This is a genomic window from Enterococcus sp. DIV0840 (genome assembly GCF_050527835.1).
Lineage (GTDB): Bacteria > Bacillota > Bacilli > Lactobacillales > Enterococcaceae > Enterococcus_L > Enterococcus_L ureasiticus.
In genome coordinates, this window is the sequence record NZ_CP172876.1 from 602,780 (window position 1) to 627,496 (window position 24,717).

General features: G+C 35.3%; 22 protein-coding genes and 1 pseudogene. 18 read left to right on the forward strand and 5 right to left on the reverse strand.

Annotated elements, in window-relative coordinates; translation table 11 throughout:
* Positions 1-3: 3 nt before the first annotated feature.
* The 8 genes and pseudogenes from IGL98_RS02925 to IGL98_RS02960 form a co-directional block, all read left to right on the forward strand.
* A pseudogene (locus IGL98_RS02925) lies at positions 4-114 on the forward strand (hypothetical protein); the annotation flags it as partial.
* Between the two features lie 12 nt (positions 115-126).
* Positions 127-465 (forward strand): phosphopantetheine-binding protein, encoded by a 339-nt coding sequence (locus IGL98_RS02930; protein ID WP_430605059.1) that lies wholly within the window; start codon positions 127-129, stop codon positions 463-465.
* A gap of 2 nt (positions 466-467) precedes the next feature.
* Positions 468-6,098 (forward strand): non-ribosomal peptide synthetase, encoded by a 5,631-nt coding sequence (locus IGL98_RS02935; RefSeq protein WP_206911851.1) that lies wholly within the window; start codon positions 468-470, stop codon positions 6,096-6,098.
* 22 nt (positions 6,099-6,120) lie between these two features.
* Positions 6,121-6,807 carry a thioesterase II family protein gene (locus IGL98_RS02940; RefSeq protein ID WP_206844480.1) on the forward strand — a complete coding sequence of 229 codons (687 nt, stop codon included), beginning with the start codon at positions 6,121-6,123 and terminating at the stop codon, positions 6,805-6,807.
* Positions 6,808-7,192: 385 nt separating this feature from the next.
* Positions 7,193-8,206 carry a lipoate--protein ligase gene (locus IGL98_RS02945; protein ID WP_206844478.1) on the forward strand — a complete coding sequence of 338 codons (1,014 nt, stop codon included), beginning with the start codon at positions 7,193-7,195 and terminating at the stop codon, positions 8,204-8,206.
* Between the two features lie 15 nt (positions 8,207-8,221).
* Entirely contained in the window at positions 8,222-8,953 is a 732-nt protein-coding gene (locus IGL98_RS02950) for a methionine ABC transporter ATP-binding protein (protein WP_206844476.1), read from the forward strand.
* Positions 8,950-9,624, forward strand: a complete 675-nt coding sequence (locus IGL98_RS02955; RefSeq protein WP_206844474.1) for a methionine ABC transporter permease — start codon at positions 8,950-8,952, stop codon at positions 9,622-9,624. Before IGL98_RS02950 ends, IGL98_RS02955 begins: the two co-directional genes overlap by 4 nt.
* A gap of 17 nt (positions 9,625-9,641) precedes the next feature.
* Complete coding sequence (locus IGL98_RS02960) at positions 9,642-10,463, forward strand: MetQ/NlpA family ABC transporter substrate-binding protein (protein ID WP_206844472.1); 822 nt, start codon at positions 9,642-9,644, stop codon at positions 10,461-10,463.
* A gap of 339 nt (positions 10,464-10,802) precedes the next feature.
* On the opposite strand, the gene IGL98_RS02965 is transcribed toward IGL98_RS02960, so the two are convergent.
* The 4 genes from IGL98_RS02965 to IGL98_RS02980 form a co-directional block, all read right to left on the reverse strand.
* On the reverse strand, positions 10,803-11,429 hold the full coding sequence (locus IGL98_RS02965) for a hypothetical protein (RefSeq protein WP_242590144.1): 627 nt from the start codon (positions 11,427-11,429) through the stop codon (positions 10,803-10,805).
* Complete coding sequence (locus IGL98_RS02970; RefSeq protein ID WP_242590143.1) at positions 11,426-12,052, reverse strand: helix-turn-helix domain-containing protein; 627 nt, start codon at positions 12,050-12,052, stop codon at positions 11,426-11,428. Before IGL98_RS02970 ends, IGL98_RS02965 begins: the two co-directional genes overlap by 4 nt.
* Before the next feature lie 139 nt (positions 12,053-12,191).
* Entirely contained in the window at positions 12,192-12,371 is a 180-nt protein-coding gene (locus tag IGL98_RS02975; protein WP_069645838.1) for a hypothetical protein, read from the reverse strand.
* A gap of 12 nt (positions 12,372-12,383) precedes the next feature.
* On the reverse strand, positions 12,384-13,592 hold the full coding sequence (locus IGL98_RS02980) for an MFS transporter (RefSeq protein WP_206911850.1): 1,209 nt from the start codon (positions 13,590-13,592) through the stop codon (positions 12,384-12,386).
* 254 nt (positions 13,593-13,846) lie between these two features.
* Between IGL98_RS02980 and IGL98_RS02985 the strand changes: the two genes are divergently transcribed.
* The gene (locus IGL98_RS02985; RefSeq protein ID WP_206911849.1) at positions 13,847-14,503 is read left to right on the forward strand and encodes a Crp/Fnr family transcriptional regulator; all 657 of its coding nucleotides are present in this window, start codon (positions 13,847-13,849) and stop codon (positions 14,501-14,503) included.
* Between the two features lie 184 nt (positions 14,504-14,687).
* Here IGL98_RS02985 and IGL98_RS02990 read toward each other — a convergent pair whose 3' ends face one another.
* Positions 14,688-14,960, reverse strand: coding sequence for a hypothetical protein (locus IGL98_RS02990; protein ID WP_206844461.1), 273 nt, complete (start codon positions 14,958-14,960; stop codon positions 14,688-14,690).
* Positions 14,961-15,809: 849 nt separating this feature from the next.
* Between IGL98_RS02990 and IGL98_RS02995 the strand changes: the two genes are divergently transcribed.
* The 9 genes from IGL98_RS02995 (at position 15,810) to cas2 (ending at position 24,652) form a co-directional block, all read left to right on the forward strand.
* Entirely contained in the window at positions 15,810-15,902 is a 93-nt protein-coding gene (locus IGL98_RS02995; protein WP_206844460.1) for a type I toxin-antitoxin system Fst family toxin, read from the forward strand.
* 684 nt (positions 15,903-16,586) lie between these two features.
* Positions 16,587-17,990 carry a CRISPR-associated endonuclease Cas3'' gene (locus IGL98_RS03000; RefSeq protein ID WP_242590142.1) on the forward strand — a complete coding sequence of 468 codons (1,404 nt, stop codon included), beginning with the start codon at positions 16,587-16,589 and terminating at the stop codon, positions 17,988-17,990.
* A gap of 94 nt (positions 17,991-18,084) precedes the next feature.
* On the forward strand, positions 18,085-19,017 hold the full coding sequence (locus tag IGL98_RS03005; RefSeq protein ID WP_242590141.1) for a helicase-related protein: 933 nt from the start codon (positions 18,085-18,087) through the stop codon (positions 19,015-19,017).
* A gap of 140 nt (positions 19,018-19,157) precedes the next feature.
* Positions 19,158-19,889 (forward strand): type I-C CRISPR-associated protein Cas5c, encoded by a 732-nt coding sequence (gene cas5c, locus IGL98_RS03010; RefSeq protein ID WP_206844454.1) that lies wholly within the window; start codon positions 19,158-19,160, stop codon positions 19,887-19,889.
* Positions 19,889-21,805, forward strand: a complete 1,917-nt coding sequence (cas8c, locus tag IGL98_RS03015) for a type I-C CRISPR-associated protein Cas8c/Csd1 (RefSeq protein ID WP_206911848.1) — start codon at positions 19,889-19,891, stop codon at positions 21,803-21,805. The genes cas5c and cas8c overlap by 1 nt, the downstream gene beginning before the upstream one ends.
* A 3-nt stretch (positions 21,806-21,808) precedes the next feature.
* Positions 21,809-22,672: a type I-C CRISPR-associated protein Cas7/Csd2 gene (cas7c, locus tag IGL98_RS03020; protein ID WP_206911847.1), complete on the forward strand. Its 864-nt coding sequence runs from the start codon at positions 21,809-21,811 to the stop codon at positions 22,670-22,672.
* Position 22,673: 1 nt separating this feature from the next.
* Positions 22,674-23,327 (forward strand): CRISPR-associated protein Cas4, encoded by a 654-nt coding sequence (gene cas4 / locus IGL98_RS03025; RefSeq protein WP_206911846.1) that lies wholly within the window; start codon positions 22,674-22,676, stop codon positions 23,325-23,327.
* Complete coding sequence (gene cas1c, locus IGL98_RS03030) at positions 23,324-24,352, forward strand: type I-C CRISPR-associated endonuclease Cas1c (protein WP_206844447.1); 1,029 nt, start codon at positions 23,324-23,326, stop codon at positions 24,350-24,352. Before cas4 ends, cas1c begins: the two co-directional genes overlap by 4 nt.
* 9 nt (positions 24,353-24,361) lie before the next feature.
* The gene (cas2, locus tag IGL98_RS03035; RefSeq protein ID WP_206844445.1) at positions 24,362-24,652 is read left to right on the forward strand and encodes a CRISPR-associated endonuclease Cas2; all 291 of its coding nucleotides are present in this window, start codon (positions 24,362-24,364) and stop codon (positions 24,650-24,652) included.
* The last annotated feature ends 65 nt before the right edge of the window (positions 24,653-24,717 follow it).

The following is a 24,717-nucleotide window of genomic DNA, read 5'->3' on the forward strand; positions in this document are numbered from 1 at the left end:
CTTGTAACAAATGAAGAATTGACTGAGGTCAAAGTAAAAGCGCAATTGAAAAAAATAATACCAGACTATATGATACCAGCCTATATAACGATTATTGACAAGCTACCTGTTACAAAATCAGGAAAAATAGACAAACGGAATTTACCTGAACCAGAGCAGAATCAACGTGATACTTATGAGGCGCCAAGAAATGAACTGGAAGCCATGATTTGTGGTTTATTTGAAGAGATATTAAGAATTAAACAAGTGGGGATCGATGATGATTTCTTTGAGCTAGGCGGTCATTCTTTAAAAGCGGTTCAGTTAGCAAATGGTATTTCAAAATTCTCAGGGGTAAAAGTTCCATTAAGTGATATCCTTCAAGAAAAGAATGCTAGGAGTTTAGCAGAAAAAGTCAAAGAATCAATAGCAGAAGGTTCGTTAGTGCTTGATAGTATTGAAATTGTGGATGATGAGGAGTTGTAAAGATGAGTAAAAAGTATTTAATGAGTTCTGCTCAAAAAAGAATTTATACGATTGAGCAGGTACAAGGAAATAGCATCACATACAATATCCCGATTGCTTTTCAATTATCTCAGCCGATTGATGTAGAAAAACTAACAATAGCATTGAATGAAATGATCAAACGTCATCAAGTATTAAGAACCTCTTTTGAAATGATCGACGGTAAATTTGGCCAAATCGTGGAAGAGGAGTATCATTTCAAAATTGAAATGATAACCGATTCAATACAACCTCTTTCTAAGATCATGGATGAATTTGTTCGACCTTTTTCCATCGATCTATTGCCTTTATTACGAGTGTGTTATTGCACACTCGTAACAGGTGAATGCTATCTAATAGTTGATGTCCATCATATTATTATGGATGGTGGTTCAATGGGGATTTTTTTAGAAGAATTAAGTCAGCTATACAATAATGAACAGTTACAACCCGTGAAGTTACAATATAAAGATTACAGTGCTTGGCATAGAAAAAAAGATAAAGGAGCAAGTAAACAATTTTGGTTAGATGAATTTGCAAACGGACTACCAGAATTTGAATTGTTCTACGATTATCCACGTCCTAAAGAACGCGAATATCGTGGTGAGACAATCAGTACTTGCTTATCTGTCGAGCAAACCAAGCAATTAAACCAATTGACTGAAAAAACGAGTACAACAAACTATATGGTTTTTATTGCTTGTTTTATAATCTTCTTATCGAAATATTCAGGTAGTGAAGAAGTTGTGATTGGTACTACGATGTCTGGTCGAAATCATCCAGATATTCAAAACTTATTAGGGATGTTTGTGAATACAGTTCCAATCAACGATACTATACAACCAGAAGAAAACTTTATTACGTATTTGGATAGAATGAAGCATAAGCTGATGAGGATTTTTGATCACCAAGATTATCCATTAGATGAGATCATTGAGGATTTGAACGCACCTGTTTGCGAAAATAAAAACCCTATTTTTGATATTTTATTTAACTATCAAAGCAATGGAAAACTAGATGTAGCGTTAGGCGATAGTCAATTAACCGAGGTACCAAGGGATTCTCATGTGGCGAAATTTGATTTGATATTTAACCTAGGGACAGTAGAAAATCAGATAGAACTAGTTTGGGAATACGATGTAAACTTGATGAAAAAATCAACTGTTGAACGAATGCAGCAGCATTTTGTCACGATGATGGATGCTATTTTGGCGGATACAACCAAACCGATTGGCGCGCTTTCTTGTTTAGAGCAAGAAGAAGTAGACAAAATCATGACTCAATTTAACAGGTTGGAATGTGAAGTAAAAAAAGAGGCTACAGTCATCAACTATTTCAAAGAACAAGTAGAGAAATCGCCTCAAAGTATTGCCATAGTAGGAGTGAATCAAACTCTGACCTATGCTGAATTAGATCATGAATCAACGAAGATCGCTTCTTTGATTCAAGCAAGAAAAGCGGAATCAGAGATTGTTGCTATCATTGCTGCTAGAGAAATTCAAACGATCACAGCCTATTTAGGTATTTTAAAAGCAGGTTGTGCGTATCTGCCATTAGATCCTAAAAGTCCGAAAAAGAGGAACAAGGAAATCGTGGAAAAAAGCCAAGCAGCACTATTGATTGATTTTACTGTAGCTCAACAAGATGATGATTTTTCTATAGCCCAAGTAACATCAGCTGATCTGAAGTCTGTAGATGATCTGCCTCACTATCAGCCCACCGTACTATCAAAAGACTCGTTAGCCTATGTGATTTATACATCTGGTACGACAGGGGAACCCAAAGGAACGATGATCGAGCATAAAAGTATTATCCGCTTAGTCAAAGAGCCTGATTATGTCCAACTTGATCAACCGAATATTTTACAAACAGGCTCGCTAACCTTTGATGCAAGTACCTTTGAAATCTGGGGAGCATTATTGAATGGTGGAACCTTGTATTTATCGGAAATCGAAAATTTAGTTGATCCTGACAAATTAAAAGAAATGATTGAAACAAATCAGATCGATGTAATGTGGTTGACGTCTTCGTTATTTAACCAATTAGTTTCCTTGAATGATCAGATTTTTTCAGCACTAAGCTATCTACTTATCGGTGGTGAAAAGCTATCAAATTATCACGTTTCTAAATTTAAGCAAGCCAATCAAAACACGCATTTAGTGAATGGATATGGTCCAACTGAATGTACAACGTTTGCTTTGACTTACGAAATCACTGACTCATTTATGCAAGTGATCCCAATCGGTAAGCCGATCAATTACACTCAAGCCTTAATTTTTTCAGAAGATTCACTTTGTGGAATCGGAATGCCAGGAGAATTATATTTAGGTGGTGTTGGACTTGCACGAGGGTATTTAGGCCAAGCAGAACTAACAAATGCAAAATTCGTAGAAAATCCTTTTAAACGTGGTGAAAAACTATACAAAACTGGAGATTTGGTTCGCTGGAATGAAGACGGACAAGTTGAATTTTTAGGTCGAATCGATCAACAAGTAAAAATTCGTGGTTTTAGAATAGAGCTTAAAGAAATTGAAGTACATTTATTGAGTATTTCTGAAATCAAAGAAGCTGCTGTACAAGTGGTTGAAAGTAAAACGTCAGCTGAAAAGCAACTCATTGCATATGTAAGTTCCACAAATGACCTATCGAGTAAACGGATCAAAGAACAGTTAAGAGAGCAACTGCCAGAATACATGATTCCAAAAGAGATTATTCTTTTAGATTCGTTACCAATTACTAAAAATGGAAAATTAGCAGTCGATCAACTGCCTGAATATAAGGATAATCTGAATAAAGAAGAAAAAGAACGACCGGAAACACAAGTCCAAACGAATATTTTAGCAATTTTTAAGGAAATTATTAATCTAGATGAGATTGGGATAAATGAAGATTTCTATGATTTAGGTGGCGATTCAATCAAAGCTATTCGCATTGTATCAAAACTGAAAGAACAAGGTTATTCCTTAACGATCAATGATATTCTTCAATATCGCACGATCAAGGAACTAAGTCAAAATCTTAAACAAAATAAAAAAATAGCTCTCGACCAAAGCGAAGTGACAGGAGCGGTTCTTTTTACGCCGATTCAAAAAAAATTCATTGATGAACAATTAGCTGAGCCAAATCACTTTAATCAATCGATCATGCTAGAATTTTCGACAGAGCAATTAAATAAAGCAAAAATAACAAAAGCATTACAAGCAATAATGAGCCATCATGATATGTTAAGAGCAGAATATAGTGGCGGGCAATCAATAAAAACGATAGATACGGTAGCCTCTTTTACCGTAGATCATTACGACTTTGAACAAGAAAGTCAGACAATCGACTGGTTTGATCAAACAACAGAAATCTATCGAACCGTACAAAAATTGAGTAATAGCGCTCAGGCGAATCTTTCGTTAGCAAATGGCCAAGTATTTAAAGCAGTTATATATCAATTTAAGGACCGGAGTTTATTGTTGTTGATTGCGCACCATTTAGTTGTGGATACAATTTCTTGGAAGATCATTTTAGAAGACCTTGAAGCAGCATATAAAAAACTTATGAATAACCAGCAAATCAAATTGCCTTTAAAAACAATGGCCTATCAAAAATGGAGTCAAGAATTAGCGGATTATAGTAAGAGCGCAGTGCTAGCAGAAGAACTATCATTTTGGCAAGAAACAGCAGCGATTGTTGAGAAGAGTCAGCTGCAAGATCACGTAAGCTCTGAAAGAAATAATCGCTCAATGATCCTTTCCACTCAGTTGGGTGTAGAAAAAACAAGTGAACTTTTAACACAGAAAAATCGTTTCAATCATTTCTATGTCAATGAAATCTTGATTACGGCTTTAACCAGAACACTCGCTAATGTTACTGGAAATTCAGCTGTTTCATTATTGATGGAAGGACATGGAAGAGAACAATTGACAGAAGAAATTGAAATCGATCGGACAGTAGGTTGGTTTACGATTACTTATCCAGTTGCTTTTTCATTAGGAAATTCTAGTTTAGAAGCTGATATTTTAGAAGTCAGTCGTTCATTGAATGAAGTTCCTAAAAATGGCATCGGCTATGGACTGGCTAAGACTATACGACCAGAAATTTCTAAAAATGAACCAATGGTGACGTTCAATTATTCAGGTGAGTTTAATGAGTCACAACAATCAGAGCAGTTATTTACGATGAGCCCAGCACCGCAAGGCGATGAAGTTAGCCCTAACAATCAATTTGGAACGCCGATTGCAGTCAATTTAGTGATTGTAAACAAGAATTTGAATTGTAATATCGTTTATGATAATCGTCTCTTTTCAGAAGAATTTATCAAAAAAGTAAGCGAACGATTTTTAGTAGAAATTGACCAAATAGTACGCTTTTTACAAAGTGAACCGCCGCAAACGATAGCTGAAGCCGATTTGTTTATTCCACTCAGTTGGCAGGACTGTCCGATTAAGCAAACAATCCAACCTTCAGCAATGCAAAGAATATTTTTAGACACCTTGGAAGAGACCATGGTCTATGCGCCATTTGAACTGCACACAACGGACCAAGAACGAATAGAGAAGGCTATAAAACAAGTAGTTGAAGAACAAGCAATGTTACGAACAAGTTATAGCTATCAGGGAAATAAGTATGTTTTGCATGAGCACCAATTGAATGAGACACTTACTATTCCGTTCGTTGATTTAAGTACCAGATCTGAAGAGGAAAGGCTCCTTTTCCAACAAGAAATAAAAAGCAAAATGGCTGCAGGATTTAAAAATGGAAAATCAAATAATCTGTATCATATGCTGCTTACCAAAATAAATAAACAAACAACGATTTTACATCTGCTGATTTCTCATAGTATTTGGGATAAGTATAGTGAAGGGATCTTTTATGATCAGATAAAAGAGTACATCATGAACCCAGTAAAAAATCCCAAAGTCGTAATCGATTATACTCTGCCTCAATCTAATATCAAAGAGAAGGCAGATTTGAAAGAACTTGAGGAACATCTTTTACTATTTAAAAAAAGCAAAGAGTATCTGTATGCTAACCAAGAGCCAGAAGAACAATTTTCCATTGGTTTATCCACACTAAATTTAGGTGAAAAGACAAAAAAATATTATGCTGAAACTCATTGTGCATTTATTTTGTATTTAGCTCAAATAGTCATTCGGAAAAATCAGAAAATCGATGATTTTAAAGCAGTCCCAGTCTATGTAGTGCACGAAAATAGAAAGTACTTACCAGCTGATTTTGCGCAATTGATTGGACCGTTTATCGATCTATGGCCTATGTTACTTGGTCAGTCAAACAGCGGTATACAAGAGCAAATGCAGCAATTACAGCAATTAAAGCTGGAGAATCAAATCAGCTTGATCGATGAGTTAAGTAAAATCGATAGTCGTTATACAAGTAAAGAAATTTATTCAATCAATAATCAAACGTCTTTTGAATTGACGACGGAGACTTTTGCGATGACCAAAAAACAAGTGGAAAAAATGACTCATATTGACGGATTCGAGATCGTGATCAACAAGTATTTAGATCAATTAGTACTGATTTATCCAGAAAATATCAGCCAGAAAAATCAATTGGATAAGCTCCTGCAAAAAGCTTACGATCAATTTGAACTGGAATTACGTTAGAGAATGGAGAGCGGAGAAAAAGATGATTCAATTAGTAATGTTTCCTTATGCAGGAAGTATCGTAAATCCGTATAAAGAATGGCTGGCATTGAATGATTCAGAAGTTGAAATTATTCAAATTGAATATGACGGACGCGGTCGTAGAAGCTTTGTTGAAAGAGCGGAGACTTGGCGTAGGTTGATTGATAAAACCATGAAGCAAGTATTAGAATGTGTGGATTTTACCAAAGAATATATTTTATTTGGTCATAGTATGGGAGCAAGAGTTGTTGCAGATATTTACAAAAAAATCGAAAAAATGACAATCAAGCAACCAAAATTGTTAATATTTTCTGGAAGCGAAATATTTCGTTCAAAGAGCTATGAAGCGATTCTAAGTGCGCCTGCTAAAAAATTCAATCAATTTTTCTTTAAACTAGGCGGGATTCCTAAAGAAGTGATTGAAGAGGTTGAACTTTTAGAGCTAGTAACTGACTATTTAAGAGAAGACTTGACCTTATTAAATCAATTCAGTTTTAACTGGAAGAAAACAAGAATAGCTTGTCCAGTGTTGATCTTTAACGGAACAAAAGAGGAAAAAAGTGAGTTGAAAGAGTGGATCGATCTAATTGGACCCGACTGTCAACAAGTGATTTTCCAAGGAGATCACTTCTTTATTCGAGATAATGTGCAGGAGATTCTTTCTGTTATTAAGAATAAAATAAAATAAATGTGCAATACAGGTATTCAATCTATGTCTTAGTTACTTAGAACCTGAATAGAGGGTGAGTCAAAAGGTCTTTTCACTTTTGTCTCCCCTCTTATTTTTTAGCGCCATGAGGATGATGTGGAATTTTAATTTTTGTCTAGCCATTGAAATTGATTCCTCTCAACTAAATTACATTTTTTGTGTACTAAAAACTGTCTCAAATGCAAATTTCTGTTATATAAAATATCAGTTTTCCTCATAATATAAAGCTTTTTTGAGCAAATATATGTAATATTATAATTAGGAATGATAGACTAAACCTGTTATTGGAATTATCAGAAAGTTTTTAGCTTTTCTATTGAAAGCACTTTTATAGAAAGTTGAATAATAAGAAAAGAGGAATAAAATGTATTATGTTATTATGCCCTCTCACGATATTCGCCGAAATTTAGCGACGGAACAATATCTACTAAATCAACAAACATTCGATGAGCCGCTTGTTTTATTTTATATTCAAAAACCTTGTGTTATCGTTGGGCGCAATCAGAACGTACGAGCAGAAGTTGATTTGAAATATGCAAAGGAACATCAAATCACGATTACTAGAAGATTATCTGGTGGCGGTGCGGTGTATGATGATTTGGGGAATTTGAGTTTTAGCTTTGTTGTGAATGCAGATCATGAGTCTTTTGGGGATTTTAAGTTATTCACCCAGCCAATCATCGAGGCGTTACATGAGATGGGCGCAATGGGTGCTGAAATCAGCGGTCGAAATGACTTACTGATTGATGGGAAAAAATTCTCCGGAAATGCTATGTATACGAAGAATAAGAAAATGTATTCCCATGGTACATTGATGTTGGATGTTGATTTGGACGAAGTGAGTCGAGTATTGACAGTTTCTGAAAAAAAACTGGCATCAAAAGGCACGAAATCGGTCAGAAGCCGTGTGACCAATCTCAAACCTTATCTAGCGAAAGAATATCAAGGAATTTCCACTGAAGCATTCCGAGACCGTTTACTTCTGCATCTATTTAATGCTAAAACAATGGAAGAAATCAAAACACAAGAATATCTGCTAACGCCAGAAGATGAACAGGCAATCGATCAATTAGTGGTAGAAATTTATGGAAATGATGCTTGGGTCTTTGGTGAAGAACCTATGTATACGATAAAAAGAGAAGAGAAATTCAAAGGTGGACTAATAGAAGCCAATATTTCTGTAGAAAAAGGCCGAATTTCATCAATTGCGATTTACGGTGATTATTTTAGCCAAAAAGAGACAGAGGAAATAGCGGATTTATTGATTGGGTGTCACTATGATCAGGAAGCAATTAAGCAAAGATTAGCTGAAATCACAGTAGGTGATTATTTTAACAATGTTTCTAAAGCTGAATTTATTCAGTTATTGGTCGATTAAGTTGGAGGAAATAACATGATTACTTTTGAACAAGTTTCGAAAAATTATAGCCATAATAAAGCGACTGTTAAAGCCTTAGATAATGTCAACCTGCAAATAAAAGACCACGAGTTATTTGGTGTGATCGGTGAAAGTGGTTCTGGGAAATCAACGCTATTACGAATGATCAATACGTTAGAACAACCAAGTCAAGGTACAGTCAAAGTAGCTGGAGTCGATGTGATGCAGTTAAATGAGGCAGAACAACGACAAAATCGTAAACAAATCGGTATGATTTTCCAGCAATTTAATTTGCTTTACAACCAAACGGTGAACGAAAATATAGCCCTTCCTCTGCGTTTAAATAAGACCTATGATCAACAACGGGTTCAGGAAGTGTTGGACTTTGTCCGTTTGTCAGAGAAAGGAGAGCATTATCCCAAACAGCTTAGTGGCGGTGAAAAGCAACGTGTAGGTATTGCTCGAGCATTGATCACACAACCTAAAATATTGCTCTGTGATGAACCAACTTCTGCCTTAGACGGACAAAATGCATATGACATCATGGAATTATTACGGAGAATCAATCAAACTTTCGGAACAACGATGGTTATCGTCAGCCATGAATTAAATTTGATCAAGCAGTTATGCAACCGAACCGCTATTTTAGAAAAGGGTAAAGTGCTGGAAACGATAGCAATTCAAAAAGGACAACAACAGCCACAATTTGGGACATATTATGAAAGAGTTCAGGAGAGTTTGGGATGATGACAGCCTATATAGATAAAATTAGTTATTACATTCCAGAACTAACGAAAGCTTTGTCGGAAAGTGGCATCATGATTATGATTTCGATCGTTGCTGCAGTGGTGCTGGGATTACCGATTGGAACCTTTGTTTACTTAACCAAAAAAACACCAACTAAATCCAATCATTGGATAGGAATTTTCTTGAATGGCTATATTAATATTGTTCGTTCCTTTCCCTTTTTATTGTTTGTGGTTGCACTTATTCCTTTTACTCGATTTGTATTAGGAACAGCCTTTGGTACGTATGCCGCAGCTTTACCGTTAAGTTTTGTAGCCGTCGCAATATACGCCAGGCTTGTGGAACAAGTGCTCTTAGAAATGCCCAATGATATTTTAGAACTTGCACGATCTTTAGGCAGTACCAAGTTTCAATTGATCTTTCGTTTTTTGTATGTTGAAGCGCGTTCGGGGTTAGTCCTCGCTTTGACGTCAGTAATTATTAGTATGGTTTCTTATTCAACTGTAATGGGGGTGATTGGCGGTGGCGGGATCGGTGATTTTGCATTGCGTTATGGCTATCAACGCTACGAATATGCTGTGATGTATACGGCCATTGTCCTTATGATCATTTTTGTCAGTTTGATACAGGTCAGCGGTAGCTGGTTGGCTAAAAAAATAAATAAAAAATAATAGTTAGGAGCAAAATCATGAAAAAGAAATTATTGATCAGTATGTTAGTGTTGGCGGGGGTAGCAGTTGTAGGATGTGGTGGTCAAAAAAAAGCGGCTGATACAGAGAAAAAAGAAGACCAAGTTATCAAAGTCGCTTCGCATATTCCATCAACTGTTGAGGTAGTTGAGTTAGCAGCAAAAGAAATTGAACCTGGCTACAAAGTAGAATTAGTGCAAGTCAATGACAATATTCAATACAATGAGTTACTGAATGCCAAAGAAATCGATGCAAACTTTGCCCAACATGAGCCATTCATGCAAAAATTCAATGAAGAAAAAGAAGGTAATTTAGTTGTAGTGCAAAAAATATACAATGCTAAAGTTGGGTTTTATTCTAAAGAATATAAAGATATCAAGGACCTTCCAGAAGGTGCAAAAATTGCATTACCAAGTGATGTTTCGAATGAAGGCCGTGCTTTGGCAATCTTAGACGATGCAGGTCTAATCAAACTAAAAGAAGGCGTGGGCTTTAATGGAACCATCAAAGACATTGTTGAAAATCCAAAAAAATTTGAATGGGTATCTGTTGATTTATTGAATCTAGCAGAAGCGTATAATGAAAAGGATATTGCGATGGTCTACAACTATCCAACGTATATTGCGAAAATTGGTTTGACACCGAAAGATGCTATCTTACTCGAGGAAAAAGTAGATGATCGTTTTGCAATCAGTTTAGTTGCTAGAGAAGACAACAAAGATTCAGATAAAATCAAAGCATTGAAAAAAGCAATGACGAGCGATAAAGTTCGAGAGTTATTGGAAACGAAATATAGTGAGACGTTGACACCAGCGTTTTAAAAAATCAGAGTCGTTAACATATTAACGACTCTGATTTTTTATTATCTGAGACAGAAAAAAAGGTTGTGATAGCCTAAATTCAAGTAACAGCTATATTTGTTTGTAAAAGATAGTTTCATATAACTTGTTACTAACATATTTTAATAACGATTGCCATTCATTTTTATCCAAAGGATTATCAAAATAAAAGAAATTTTCATTAGGGTAATCTTTTTCATAGCAATCAGAAATCAGAATATCTGATTGTTCAGATTCATCAATAAAGACAATTGATTCAGAGCTAAAGAAACTTGAGAGACTTTTTTTCATTTCTGCTGTGGTGATTTGATTTTTTGAATATTAAATACAAATTTTTAACTGTTGTGACTTTTTAGAGGAGTCTATAAAGAAATAAAATAAATAAACAATATAGGTGGAAAAACCTTTTGATTTTAATTCGCAAAGATAAGGTGCTTCCAAAAATAATTGTTGTGCAAGTTCTGAAAGTTCGATTTCTATTTGCGGAAAATCAGCAAAATCAGTACCTAAATTAGAGAGATTTTGGTCATTTTCAAGCCATTCACTATTATCGATGGATAAGTATGTGATGGAAGTCAATGCAATCAAGAGAGCGTAATAAGAAAAAAGATAATCCTCACGCTTGGGCTTGATATCATATGCTGCATAGACTCTGTCCAAAATAAATATACAACTCTTAGAAAGTGGCAAATCAGACTCAATAAAGGCGTTAGCTATGTCTAGCTTCTGAGCTGTTGTATCAGTATTATAGATAAAAAGCCGACATAGAAAGCCAAAATAGCTTTCCTCTTGAGCAAGAACTTCTCCAGAAATATTCATATCAACTGAAAATTTGATTGGATGAATAGTATTAAATAATTGTATCACTTCTAAAAAATCAGGATCAAGATCTATTAGCTTATTCCTATAAAGAATTCTCCATGCACATATGGTTTGATAATATTTCAAACGCATCTTTTTTGAGATTGCGAAACATTACATATAGGAACATCAATATCTTGAAGATAGGCTAAAGAGTCTCTGAAGGGCCAAACAACACCTTTAAAAACCGACCAATAATAATAAAAAAGAAATAAGCGAATATTTGTCTCCAACCCCTGAAAATTTGACCGCGATTTATCTCTTGTAAAGATGAGTTTAATGTCGAAATCGCTTAAGAATTTGTTGATGGCATTTAGACTTTTATAGGTTTGAGCTACACTTAAGTTGATCTTTTGAGAGAGCGCTTCAACACTTATAAAATAGTTCAATAGCACAGAATGAAAAATCAAGTATTCATGGGATTGTTGGATATAATGAAGTCTTAATGTATCAATAACAAAGCTTACATTTATCGAATTATCTAAAAAAATAGTAAAAAGAATATCATTTTTAATCAGACGAACATGTCCATGAGGAAAGAGTACCGCTAAGTCATCGTTAAGTGATTTAAGTTTTCGGTAAATCAAATTTAATGACAGATCAGATTTCTCTGCAATTAGATTGACAGAGAGACCATTTTTACTAAATAAAATTAGTTTGAATAGTTCAAAGTTCTGCTGATCACTTTTCTTCATAAAAAAAATTTTCATAGTTTTATCCCTCCTTTGTGAATCATAATACTTATTTTAAAATAATCAATAAAAATACACGATAATTAGATTAAAAAGATAAAAAAATGAGAACGAAAGTTTCTTAGTCCCCTAAGCTTCTTTTGTTCTCATTGATTGATCACATGATATTATTATTTTTAGTCGCAGCTTCGATTGCTCTTGCATGGTGATCCATATTCATTTGATACTTATCGATCGAAGTGAGATCTTTTTCAATATGTCCTAAGCGAGCGTTTAATTCGTCAATTTTAGCTAAAGTCTTTTGTAAAACTTCAAGCATATGTTCATCTGTATTCATCATAGGTCTCCTTTATTGTTCATTCAATTTATTTTCATAAATGGGTGCTTTTGATCGGTAAAATAAGGCGTAAAGAATCGTACAAATCACTGGAATCAAACCTGCAACGAAGTATAACCCTTGGAATGAAAGAAAACTGCGTAATTCGCCTAAAACATAAGGTCCGACACCTAAACCAAGATCTAGTCCAATGAAGTAAGTGGATAATGCAATACCGATTCGATGACTATTTGGACTGGCTTTTAAACAGATCGCTTGGCCATTAGACATAAACGTACCATAACCCAAACCAATAAATCCACCTGAAACAAACAACATCCAACTACTTGTTGTCACACTCAGCAACAACAGTCCTGCAGTTAGAAAGATAAAACTAGGATACATCACTGCATTTTCACCACGAGCATCAAAGATTCTACCAGACATTGGACGAGTCGCTGTGATCACCAACGCATAGACCACAAAGAAAAAGGAACTAGCGCTGACCAGATCGATCACTTTGGCATAAGAGGAAAGAAAAGAGAGCACGCTTGAATAAGAAAGGCCCATCAAAAAGGCAATAAAAGAAATGAATAGCACTTTTTTTTCAATAAAACTATCAATTGTCCAACGAGATAAACTGGCTTTGTGCGCAGCACTTAATTGAATATTTTTTACCGGGAAGATAAAACAAGCAATCGTTGTAAGGAAAATAAGCACGATCGAAAACAAAATAATAAAATAAAAACTTGTTGTATTTAACAAAATCATTCCAATAAAAGGACCAATTGCGGCAGCTAAACTAGTGCTTAATCCGTAATAATTGATCCCTTCACCATGTTTTGACTTAGGAATATAAGCAGTTACAATCGCATTTGTTGCAGTTGATACTGTTCCGTAACCAAAGCCATTCAGTAAACGAACCAAATAAAGAATGCCGATACCTGGAATATAGAGATACGCAATCGTTGTAATGAGATAAAACAAAGCACCATATCTTAAAACAGCTTTTCGTCCAAGCAGTTCAAGCATTTTCCCCATAAATAGGCGGGCAAATAAGGTACCAATAATATAAATTCCAGAGGCAAGACCCGCTTGGCTTAAGGAAGCATGAAGAGTGTCTTGAGCAATTACCGCAATGATCACCATCAATAAGTAATAAACCAGATAGACCACAAAATTGATCAAGGTGATGCTAATAAAACCTTTATTGAATAACTTTTCTTCTGAATGTTCCGTCATTGTTGAATGTTCCTTCTTTCTTGTTATGATAAGCTTAAATTGCAAATTACAATCCTTTTCTGAAAGCCAGTTGTATAGTTACTATACGAAAAAAGTTGTTAAAAAAAATGCGGATTTGTTTTCAAAAAAAGTTGTTAACAAAAAAACATAACAAAAGTCATATACATTTGTTGTTGCTTTTCGATGTGTTATCATCTTAAATAAGAGTAGAATTTTTACAGAAAATTTTCATATAGATGATGAGGAGTTAGTAAATGGATAGCCACGTGTTACAAGAATACTTAGATGAACATTCATTTCCAATAGTAGTAAAGAAAAAAAGAACCTACCTTACTTATGAAGGTTTGCAAGATCGTTATGCTTATATTTTAAAAAGTGGTATCATCAAAACCAGTGTTATCTCGCCGGACGGACGAGAATTTAATCTTAGATATATCAATAGTTTGGAAATTGTGTCACTTTTGAGAGATGAATATTCTCAGTTTATAGATGCGCCGTTTAACATTCGAATCGAGTCAGAGCAAGCAGAATTGTATCAGATCGATCGGGTTCAGTTTTGGAAGGATATCAATCAAAGCAAAGAACTGCAGATGTATGTGAAAGATTATTATCGGGTTCGTTTGATGTATTCGATGAAGAAGATGCAGCAGATGTTGATGAATGGAAAATTTGGTGCGGTTTGTACACAGATTTATGAGTTGTATGACACGTTTGGCGTGCAGATCGAAGATGGCTTGTTGATTGATTTTGTGGTGACGAATGAAGAGATAGCACATTTTTGTGGGATTACTTCTGCTAGTAGCGTGAATCGGATGATGCAGCAGTTAAAGGATTTAGGCGCGATTAGGATTCAGGAGCGGAAGATTGTGATTACAGATATGGAGATTTTGAAGGATAATATTATACTTTGAGTATTTTAGTAGATTGTTTTAACTCTTGTTGTAACAATCGGGTATAGGAAAGATGCATGTAAATAAAGAATAGAAAAATGCTTAGAATATGATCATTCGTTTCTAAGCATTTTTTTGTTTTAAAAAGGGAAATTGAAGTTTAGTAGGAAATCTTGCGCAACATTTAAAAATTCTTTTGTTTTGATCAGATCTTTTGATTTTGTATAATACTAGTTAATTGTTTTTGTGATTCAGCTATCAAAAACGCATACTCTTTATGAAACGTCTCAAACAATTTTGCACTAGCATAGTATTGTTTGACTACTTGCTTTTTATTGATTGGCGTAGTGGGATTGGTAAAATACTTTTCCAGAACTTCCAGCGGTTCTTTCCAGGATTCTAAACGTTCGAGTGAATCCCGAAGGTTTAAAATCTCTTGATATGGGACAGTTTTGATGCAGATGACGGAATTTTTCATGGTAATGCTCCTTTTCTCTTTGTTTGATTTTTTTATGTAGAGCCAAAGAAAATGGTTAAAGCTGTCCGTCTCTATTGTTGAATTATGACCAGTATGTCGGGAACTTCTTTGAGCATTCGGAGAAAAATTTCAAAAGTGTCTAGAAATTCTTACAAGAATTAGGTACAATAAAGAAGCTGGTACTACGGTACTGGTAAATGGGCAACTTGGATAGAGAGATACTGCTTTCTATTCAGGGCTTCATTGAACGGTTGGCGCCGAACAATGAAGTGCCTATTTTTCTTTTTCTCAAAATTTGTAGGATAGAAATAAAAAAAGACGATCCACAGATGACCTGTAATCGTCTACAAATAGGCAAGATAAAGAAACTATAAAATGTGTTGTCACTATAGAAGTGTCCAACAAAAAATAGATCGATTCTTACGCTATTGGCAAAGTTGTTTTACAGATACTGCTGTTTAAACAAGGCTTCTGGTTTGGTTGGCGCCAGACCACGAAGAGCCAATTTATTTATTTTTAATGTTAGTTATTTCTATCCTATGCATTTTATTATACATAAAGAGTGACTGATTCACAATGGATTTTTTTGTGGTAAGGCATTAAATAACACGAAAATCATGCTCCTTATATATAAGGAAAAATAACAACATTTTTTTGAAATTGAGGATTTTTTTCTGCGAAGTTAAAATTAGTGGAAATAGTCAAAATGATTTTAAGAATAGGACAAATTTGACAAAAACAGAATTATTTACGAGGAAAAGATAGCGAGAAGCAAAACCTTTGCTATGCTAAAAGTGGTCGCTTTCTCTTTTGCGATGGCGATACTGATCGCATGAAGGAGGTGAGCCATTGCTTATTTTATTTTCCACAATCATTGGTCCGATTATTGTTGGAGTAGTCTTAGGACTATTCAAACACTGGCTTGATAATCGGCAGAACTAGGAAGCGGCTAAAAGCCAAAATAAACCCCATCACTCCTCGAAAGTGATGGGGTCTTTGGTGAACCTATTGCTTATTATTTTCTACTTATATGATATATGAAAAGAAAGGTAAAGTCAAGTATTTCTTGCTTAGTAGTTTCATTTATTGAGAATAGACTTAATTAGATAAATGAAAACTAGCCCAAATTTTAGAATTAGGGCTAGTATTATCATTAGCTACTAGACACAGAATTATTTCAATCCACACATTTTAAATGTGACAGGTTCTAAAACCAATTTAAATTATAACATAATATTTTTATTCAAGCTATTTAGATAAATATAATTGACAAAATATTATTTATGAATTACTATGAATTAGTAGATATATAAAACGTTCAATTCAGTGTCTATATATAAAGTGGGGTAGAAAGGATAATAATGAAATGATTAACAGAGAAAATGTAAAAAAATTGTTGTTGGTAGCTATTAGTGCACTCATTGTAGTTATGGCAGATAAACTTTGGGCTGTGCAAATTAATTTTTCTGTTTTGCTTATCCTGTTATTGATAGTATTAATGCTTATCTATCTTTTGTTCTTTAATTCAAAAAATTAATCCAACTATTTAAAATTTTAGATAGTTCTTTTTTTTATAAATGATATAATGTATTTAAGACATTTAGAAAGTAATTAAGGAGTAGAAGTATGTTTATAGCACATGTAAGAAAATCAGATGGAGAAAAGCAATTACTAAAGAATCATCTAGTAGAATGTGCCGAATTAAGTGCTGATTGGGGCGCGAAAATGAGCCTAAGAAAAACAGGCTATCTAGCTGGTTTGCTACATGACCTAGGAAAATATTCCGACGAATTCCAAAATTATTTGAAAAAAGCTGTGGCTGATCCGAAAAGTGTGACACGTGGTAGCGTGGATCATTCAACTGCAGGTGGTAAACTGCTTTTTGATTATTGCCATAAAAATAGTCGTGATCCATTTTCATATATTCTTGCTGAATTGGTGGGCAATGCGATTATTTCTCATCATAGTAGCCGTGGTTTGCAAGACTTTTTAACCCCAGAAGGAGAAGCAACCTCTGACTATCTTAGGCGAGTAGCTGAAATAGATGTTGTTGACTATGAGCGGATTAAAACTCGTTTTTTTAAAGAAATAATGTCAGAAGAAGAATTTCAACTATTACTGTTAGAAGCTATAGAAGAATTGAAAGGGCTTTATCAATTAAATGGAAAAAGCAGAGTCAAACAAAATGATACATTTTACCTTTTGAAATTTATTTATAGTTGCTTACTGGATGCTGACCGAACGAATACGATGTTATTTGAAGAAGATAAACAATTTATATCGCATGAGAACCAAATATTGCTGAAATCTTATAGTGACACCCTAGAAGAATATATTTCAACATTTAAAGCTGACACACCAATCAATCAACTTCGTGGGCAGATGTCAGATCAATGTAAAGCTTTTGCTGAAAGAGAAACGGGAATTTACACCCTTTCGATTCCAACAGGAGGTGGAAAAACCTTAGCCAGTTTACGTTTTGCCTTGAATCACGCTATCAAACATGGAAAAGAGCGCATCATTTATGTTGTGCCATTCACAACAATTATAGAGCAAAATGCTGCGACAGTTCGAGAAATTTTAAAAGACGAAGCAAATATTCTAGAGCATCATTCCAACGTTTTTACGGATCAGGAAGAAATGAAAGAAAATCAGCTGGAAGAGTCAGAAGCAGAAAAAGAAGCGTTAGAACAAAAACAAGCACTAATGAAAGATAATTGGGAAAGCCCTGTAATCTTTACTACAATGGTGCAGTTTCTAAATACGATTTATAGTCGAGGGACCCGCAACCCACGCCGATTTCATAATTTAACCAATGCCGTTATTATTTTTGATGAAGCGCAAGGTGTTCCAACTAATTGCACTCATTTATTCAATGAAAGTCTAAACTTCTTAAGAAAATATGGTAGAACAACGAGTGTCTTATGCACAGCCACTCAGCCATCTTTAGAAAATGTTGGTCGAGCATTGGCTAAAGAATCAGATGGAGAAATGGTTTCTAACCTATCAGAAGTAGAAGCTAAGTTTTAAACGAGTAGAGGTCATTGACCGAACAACAGATGAACTATGGAAGCTTGAAACTTTAGCTGATTTCAGCCAAGAAATTTTAGCTGAGAAAGATAATTTGCTGATTATTTTAAATACAAAAAAGGCTGTTCGAGATTTATATCAATATTTAGAGGAACAGCAATTAGGTAATGTTGAATTGTATCATTTAAGCACCTCAATGTGTGCTAAACATCGGAAAGATTTATTGGATGAGCTACGTGAGAAACTAAAAAATAGTGAGACAAAATTAATTTGCATCACAACCCAATTAATTGAAGCTGGCGTAGATATCAGTTTTCAATCCGTGATTCGTTCAGCAGCCGGCTTAGATTCAATTGCCCAAGCCGCAGGACGTTGTAATCGACATGGAGAAACCAAACAACAACCAGTCTATCTAGTCAACCTTTCAGCAGATCTTGAAAATTTATCTCATTTACCAGAGATTAAACAAGGGCAAGAAATTACATTAGATATTCTGAAAGAAAAAAATGAAGTAGATCAAGAAGAACTACTCTCTCATACAGTTCAAAAACGGTATTTTAATCGATATTATGATCGCTTTAAAAATGAATTAAACTACCCAGTTAAGAAGACATCACTAAATCTATTTAGTCTATTAGGAGAAGGTGCTAACGCGCTGGAACATTATAAACGAACGCATGGTTCTGCTCCTATTTTGGCTTTTAGAAGCAGTCCTAAAACTGTAGGGAAATACTTTCAAGTTATTGATAGTCCAACGACATCAGTGCTTGTCCCGTATGAAGACGGGAATGAATTGATTGCGGATTTAAATGGTGAGCTGAGACCAGAAGAGTATGCGCCCACGTTAAAAAAAGCTCAGCAATATATGGTCAATGTTTTTCAGCCTGAATTGATGGAACTTCAAAAAACTAGCAGTATTTATCCACTTCTAAATGGAGATATTTTAGCACTTACGAGTAATGCATACGATTTGAAATTTGGTATCGATTTAGAAGCGGAAGCGGCGAGTGGTTATATAGAATTTTAGTATTATCTAGCTGCATGGGCTAGTCTCTCGGGAAAAAGACAAAAATGGAATGAGGTAAAGATCACTTCAGTCAATTTTTCCTATTTTCCAGTCGAGACTGAATGAGCCCATTCCGCTTTTAAATTAAGGAGGATGCAACGATGAAATATAAAAATCAAATTTCTTTTAGAGTTGAAGGTGAATATGCCCTTTTTACTGACCCTTTGACAAAAATGGGTGGTGAAAAAATGACCTATCAAGTTCCCACTTATCAAGCACTGAAAGGAATCACAGAAAGCATTTATTGGAAACCATCAATCCTGTACTACATTGATGAAGTTCGCGTGATGAACTCGATTCAAATGGAATCTAAAGGAATGCGGCCAATGAAATACAATGACAGCAGTGCCAGTGATTTAGCGTACTATACGTATTTGAAAAAGCCTGTCTATGAAGTGAAAGTCCATTTTGAGTTTAATCAACATCGTCCAGATTTAAAAGGTGATTGGAATGAAGACAAACATTATCAAATTTTGAAACGGTCAATCAAAGCTGGTGGACGTAGAGATATATTTTTGGGGACAAGAGAATGTCAAGGCTATGTAGAACCTGTTGAATTTGGTAAAGCCAATGGTCACTATGACGATTATGAAGGAGAGTTACATTTTGGCACGATGGTGCATGGATTATCCTATCCAGATGAAACGGGAAAAGATGAGCTAGCTGTTCGGTTGTGGCGTCCGATTATGGAAAAAGGCATCATTAAGTTTCAACGTCCAGAAGAATGCACTTTAGTTCGATCACTTAGAACAATGCAAGCGAAAATATTTGAATCAACAGAAATAGAAACTGTCGATCATTTATTTGAAGCCTTAGAAGAGGAGGACGAATAGTGAGTTGGTTAAATGATTTATATGAAACTTACGAAGAGAATATTGACCAAGTTGGGAAAGTCCAACGAACATCTTACGGAAAAGAAATCGTTCTTTTACCAATAGCTCATGCTTGCCAAAATGCACAGATAGAAGTCACGGTTACGCTGGATGGTAAATTTTATTCAGCAAGTGTAGTACCAAAAGAAGAGGCTCAAACAATGATTCCTGTAACCATTGAGTCAGCTGGAAGATCAGGTTCAACTTCTGCACCACATTTAATCCATGATAATTTAGTCTATGTTGCGGGAGATTTCGAGAAATATGGTGGTGTTTACAAAAAGAATAAAGCTGGAAAAAATTCTCATCAGATGTATTTAGAAAATTTGCAGGCATGGTGCGAATCAGATTATTCTCCGACAGCTGTTAAAAGTGTGTTGCAGTATTTAGAAAAAGGACAATTGATTGAAGATCTAGTGCAAGCAAATGTAATGGTTGAGAAAAAACATCAACTTATCCCAAAATGGTCAAAAGAGTTAGAACCAGAACTTGGTGAGAAGCCGCCGTTATTTAGTGTAGTAGTTGGTGAACAATCAACTTCATTTGTTCGATTTGCAGTCCAAGATCATGAGAAAGGAAAACGACCACTCTGGGGAGATAAAGAAATAATTGATTTATTTGTTGCTTATTATACAAACGAACTGACGAACGAAGGGTTAGATTATGTCACTGGAGAAATGTTACCACTGACAGAAAACCATCCTTCAAAAGTACGCTATGGCGGAGATATGGCGAAATTAATCTCAGGGAATGATTCTACAAATTTTACGTATAAAGGTCGTTTTACTGATAAAAATCAAGTCGCTTCGATTAGTTACGAAGTCTCCCAAAAAGGACATAATGCGCTGAAATGGCTGATTGGTAAACAAGCATTTATTTTGGATGGACGAGTCTTCTTAACTTGGGGAAGAAAAGAAACAGAGGTGCCTAATCCAGAAGAATCAAGTGCTGATTTTCTTGATTTTAATGCTATTTTTGCTAAAGATGAAGAAGCAGAAATTCTATTAAATCCAGAGACAACGCATCAACAATTTTCTGAGTTATTTAAGAAATCTTTGAATGGATATAGCATAAAGCTTGCCTACCATGAGCCAATCTACATCATGATTTTAGATGCTGCTACCTCTGGAAGAATGGGCATTTTATACTATCGTTCCTTTGAAAAAGAACAATACTTTACTCGTATTGAAGAATGGCATCAAACTTGTTTCTGGCGACATACCCATGGTAGTAAAAATAAACAACGTTACACATTTTGGGGCGCTCCGTCACTTAGAGATATCGCTGAAGCGGCTTATGGTGCACGGGCTAGTGATACCCTAATAAAAAACACAATCCAAGAATTGTTTCCTTGCGTTGTAGATGGAAAAATGATTCCGATAAATCTGATTAGGAAGCTCCTGCAACGAGCGTCAAATCCTGTAAGCATGGAAAAATGGGAATGGGAAAAAACATTAAGTATTGCCTGTGCTGTAATGAATAAACACTTTAAAAAGGGGGAAAAAAATGTGGCTTTAGATAAAAATCAGAAAGATAGAAGTTATTTATTTGGGAGAATGTTGGCTGTAGCTGATGTTTTGGAAGAACGTGCTTTGTATAAGGCGGGAATTAATAGAAGTACAAATGCGATTCGCTATATGAATGCGTTTAGTAATCATCCGTTGAAAACATGGAGAATTATTCAGGAAAATTTGATTCCATATCAAGCAAGGTTAAGAGGAAAAGGAAGTTACTACCAAAAATTATTAGATGAAATTGGTGATTCTTTTGAATTTGACCATTTTACAGATAAAGCTTTGGATGGAAAATATTTATTAGGCTATTACAGCCAAAGAGCAGATTTAAAGAAAAAAGTAGAAGAGAAAACGGAGGTATAAATCATGACAACTTTAACACACAAAATCGACTTCAAGGTAATTACATCAGTGACAAACGCAAATCCAAATGGTGACCCACTAAACGGGAATCGACCACGTCAAAATTTTGAAGGCTATGGTGAAATTTCCGATGTAGCAATCAAACGTAAAATACGTAATCGCCTACAAGACTTAGGCGAAAGAATTTTTGTACAGTCTGACGATCGTGCAGATGACGGACTTAAGAGTTTGAAGGACCGAGTGGATTCAATTGAAGAATTAAATAAAATTGCTGCGGATAAAAAGAAAGCGGATGTCAACCGCTTTAGTGAGGTAGCTTGTAAAACATGGATTGATACGCGTAGTTTCGGACAGGTATTTGCTTTTAAGGGATTGGAACTTTCTGTAGGTGTTCGTGGCCCAGTTTCCATTCAAACTGCAGTTAGCCTTGAACCAATCGACATTAATACAATGCAAATCACGAAAAGTGTCAATTCAGTCAGTGAGGGTGGCGGAAAAAGCTCTGACACCATGGGAACCAAACATTTCGTAGATTTCGGCGTCTACGTCTTCAACGGCAGTATCAATGTCCAACTAGCCGAAAAAACAGGTTTTACCGAAGCAGATGCTGAAAAAATCAAAGAAGCCTTAACGACTCTTTTTGAAAACGACGCATCATCCGCTCGCCCAGACGGCAGTATGGCTGTAGAAAAAGTTTACTGGTGGGAACATCCAAGTAAAATGGGAAAAGCATCTTCAGCAAAAGTTCACCGTTCTGTAAAAATAGAAAAAATTCCTGAAGTCGACCGTGCGAAATCATTTGATGATTACAAAGTAACAGTGGAGCCACTTGAAGGAATCAAGTTAACCGTTATCGAAGGGCTGTAATATGTACGATGAACAAGATTATTTGATGATTTCAGGTATTCAACATTTTCTCTTTTGCCGTCGTCAATGGGCGTTGATCCATATCGAACAACAATGGCAAGAAAATGTTTTAACGTTAGAGGGACAGTATTTACACGAAAAAGCCGATCAGCCGACGATTCGAGAAAAGCTTAAAGATCGTTTGATTGTTCGTGCGTTGCCTATTCATTCACCAACCTTAGGAATTACCGGAATCTGTGATGTCGTGGAATTTGTACAAGATCCAGATGGTGTGCCTTTAAACGGAGAATCAGGAACCTTTGCACCGATTCCTGTTGAATACAAACATGGGAAGCCTAAACAAGAATTAAGTGATATTTTACAATTGACCGCACAGGCAGTTTGTTTAGAAGAAATGTTGGTTTGCAAGGTACCAAAAGGGTATCTCTATTACCATGAAACAAAACGCAGAGAAGAAATCGACATTACGCCTGTTTTGCGCGAAGAACTTAAGAAAAATGTTGCTGAAATGCATCAATACTGGACAAGACGCTACACACCTAAGGTTAAAACTGGAAACTTTTGTAAAAAATGTTCGCTACAAAATAGTTGTTTACCTAAATTAATGAATATTCAAACAGTCAAAGGCTATTTAGATCGGAGGTTATGTGAATGAAAAAACTGTTGAATACTTTATTTATAACATCCTCAGATGCATATATGGCTTTAGATGGTGAGAATATTGTGGTTAAAATAGACGAAAAGAAAAATCGAGTACCACTTCATAATATAGAAGCAATTGTCACTTCTGGTTATTTAGGTGCTAGTCCAGCGTTAATGCGTAAATGTGCTGAAAAAAATATTGGCATCACTTTTTTGACGAATACTGGTAAATTCGGAAGTCGAGTTACTGGTGGTACAACGGGAAATGTAACATTGCGGAAAAAGCAATATCGTCTATCTGATATTGAAGCAGAAAGCTTGGAAATTGCCCGCCATTTCATCATCGGTAAATTATACAATCAACGTTGGATGTTGGAACGAATGACAAGAGAAAATCCGATGAGAGTTGATGTTGAGCGCTTTAAACAAATTTCTGGAGAATTAAAAAAATATATTGAAGATATTCGTCAAGTTGGTGATTTGGAATCATTAAGAGGAATTGAAGGGCAAGCAGCGAATCGCTATTTTCTTTTGTTTGATCAAATGATTTTACAGCAGAAAAGTGATTTTGGTTTTTATGGCCGAAATCGCAGACCACCTTTGGATAATGTAAATGCGATGCTTTCTTTGGCTTATACTTTATTAGCGCAAGAATGTGCAGCGGCGTTGGAAACAGTTGGACTTGATCCTTATGTTGGTTTTATGCACCAAGATCGACCTGGGAGAGCTTCATTAGCATTAGATTTGATGGAAGAACTACGAGGAATTTATGCGGATCGTTTTGTCTTGACGTTGATTAATAAAAAAATGGTGACAGAAAAGGATTTTGTAAAAAAAGAAAGTGGTGCAGTGATTTTGACGGATGATGGCAGGCGAACCTTTTTTCAAAAGTGGCAAGAAAAGAAACAGGAGCAAATCCAGCATCCATTTTTAGGCGAGAAAATCAATTGGGGATTAGTTCCTTATACCCAAGCATTATTGTTAAGCCGCTTTTTAAGAGCTGATTTAGATGGTTATCCACCATTTCTATGGAAGTAGGTGAAAAGTATGTTAGTTTTGATCACTTATGATGTAGCGACAAGTTCGAAGAATGGAACTCGCCGTTTGAGGAAGGTAGCAAAGAAGTGCCAAGATTATGGACAGCGCGTTCAAAATTCTGTGTTTGAATGTGTTGTTGATGCAACTGAATTAACTAAGTTAAAGAAAGAACTGATTGATTTAATTGATGAAGAATTAGACAGTTTACGTATTTATCGATTAGGAAATAATTATCAAAATAAAGTAGAACATGTAGGGGCAAAAGAGAGCTTTGATGTGGAAGCACCATTGATATTTTAATAAGAAAATTAGGTGCGAACCATAAGTGCACATGAAATCACTGGGAGACTCGCACCTAAATTTAG

Bases quoted from the DNA above. Each gene is read 5' to 3' on its own strand.
- IGL98_RS02935 (WP_206911851.1), top strand. From the start codon at position 468: ATGAGTAAAAAGTATTTAATGAGTTCTGCTCAAAAAAGAATTTATACG.
- IGL98_RS02940 (WP_206844480.1), top strand. From the start codon at position 6,121: ATGATTCAATTAGTAATGTTTCCTTATGCAGGAAGTATCGTAAATCCG.
- IGL98_RS02945 (WP_206844478.1), top strand. From the start codon at position 7,193: ATGTATTATGTTATTATGCCCTCTCACGATATTCGCCGAAATTTAGCG.
- IGL98_RS02950 (WP_206844476.1), top strand. From the start codon at position 8,222: ATGATTACTTTTGAACAAGTTTCGAAAAATTATAGCCATAATAAAGCG.
- IGL98_RS02955 (WP_206844474.1), top strand. From the start codon at position 8,950: ATGATGACAGCCTATATAGATAAAATTAGTTATTACATTCCAGAACTA.
- IGL98_RS02960 (WP_206844472.1), top strand. From the start codon at position 9,642: ATGAAAAAGAAATTATTGATCAGTATGTTAGTGTTGGCGGGGGTAGCA.
- IGL98_RS02970 (WP_242590143.1), bottom strand. From the start codon at position 12,052: ATGAAAATTTTTTTTATGAAGAAAAGTGATCAGCAGAACTTTGAACTA.
- IGL98_RS02975 (WP_069645838.1), bottom strand. From the start codon at position 12,371: ATGAATACAGATGAACATATGCTTGAAGTTTTACAAAAGACTTTAGCT.
- IGL98_RS02980 (WP_206911850.1), bottom strand. From the start codon at position 13,592: ATGACGGAACATTCAGAAGAAAAGTTATTCAATAAAGGTTTTATTAGC.
- IGL98_RS02985 (WP_206911849.1), top strand. From the start codon at position 13,847: ATGGATAGCCACGTGTTACAAGAATACTTAGATGAACATTCATTTCCA.
- IGL98_RS02990 (WP_206844461.1), bottom strand. From the start codon at position 14,960: ATGAAAAATTCCGTCATCTGCATCAAAACTGTCCCATATCAAGAGATT.
- IGL98_RS03000 (WP_242590142.1), top strand. From the start codon at position 16,587: ATGTTTATAGCACATGTAAGAAAATCAGATGGAGAAAAGCAATTACTA.
- cas5c (WP_206844454.1), top strand. From the start codon at position 19,158: ATGAAATATAAAAATCAAATTTCTTTTAGAGTTGAAGGTGAATATGCC.
- cas7c (WP_206911847.1), top strand. From the start codon at position 21,809: ATGACAACTTTAACACACAAAATCGACTTCAAGGTAATTACATCAGTG.
- cas4 (WP_206911846.1), top strand. From the start codon at position 22,674: ATGTACGATGAACAAGATTATTTGATGATTTCAGGTATTCAACATTTT.
- cas1c (WP_206844447.1), top strand. From the start codon at position 23,324: ATGAAAAAACTGTTGAATACTTTATTTATAACATCCTCAGATGCATAT.
- cas2 (WP_206844445.1), top strand. From the start codon at position 24,362: ATGTTAGTTTTGATCACTTATGATGTAGCGACAAGTTCGAAGAATGGA.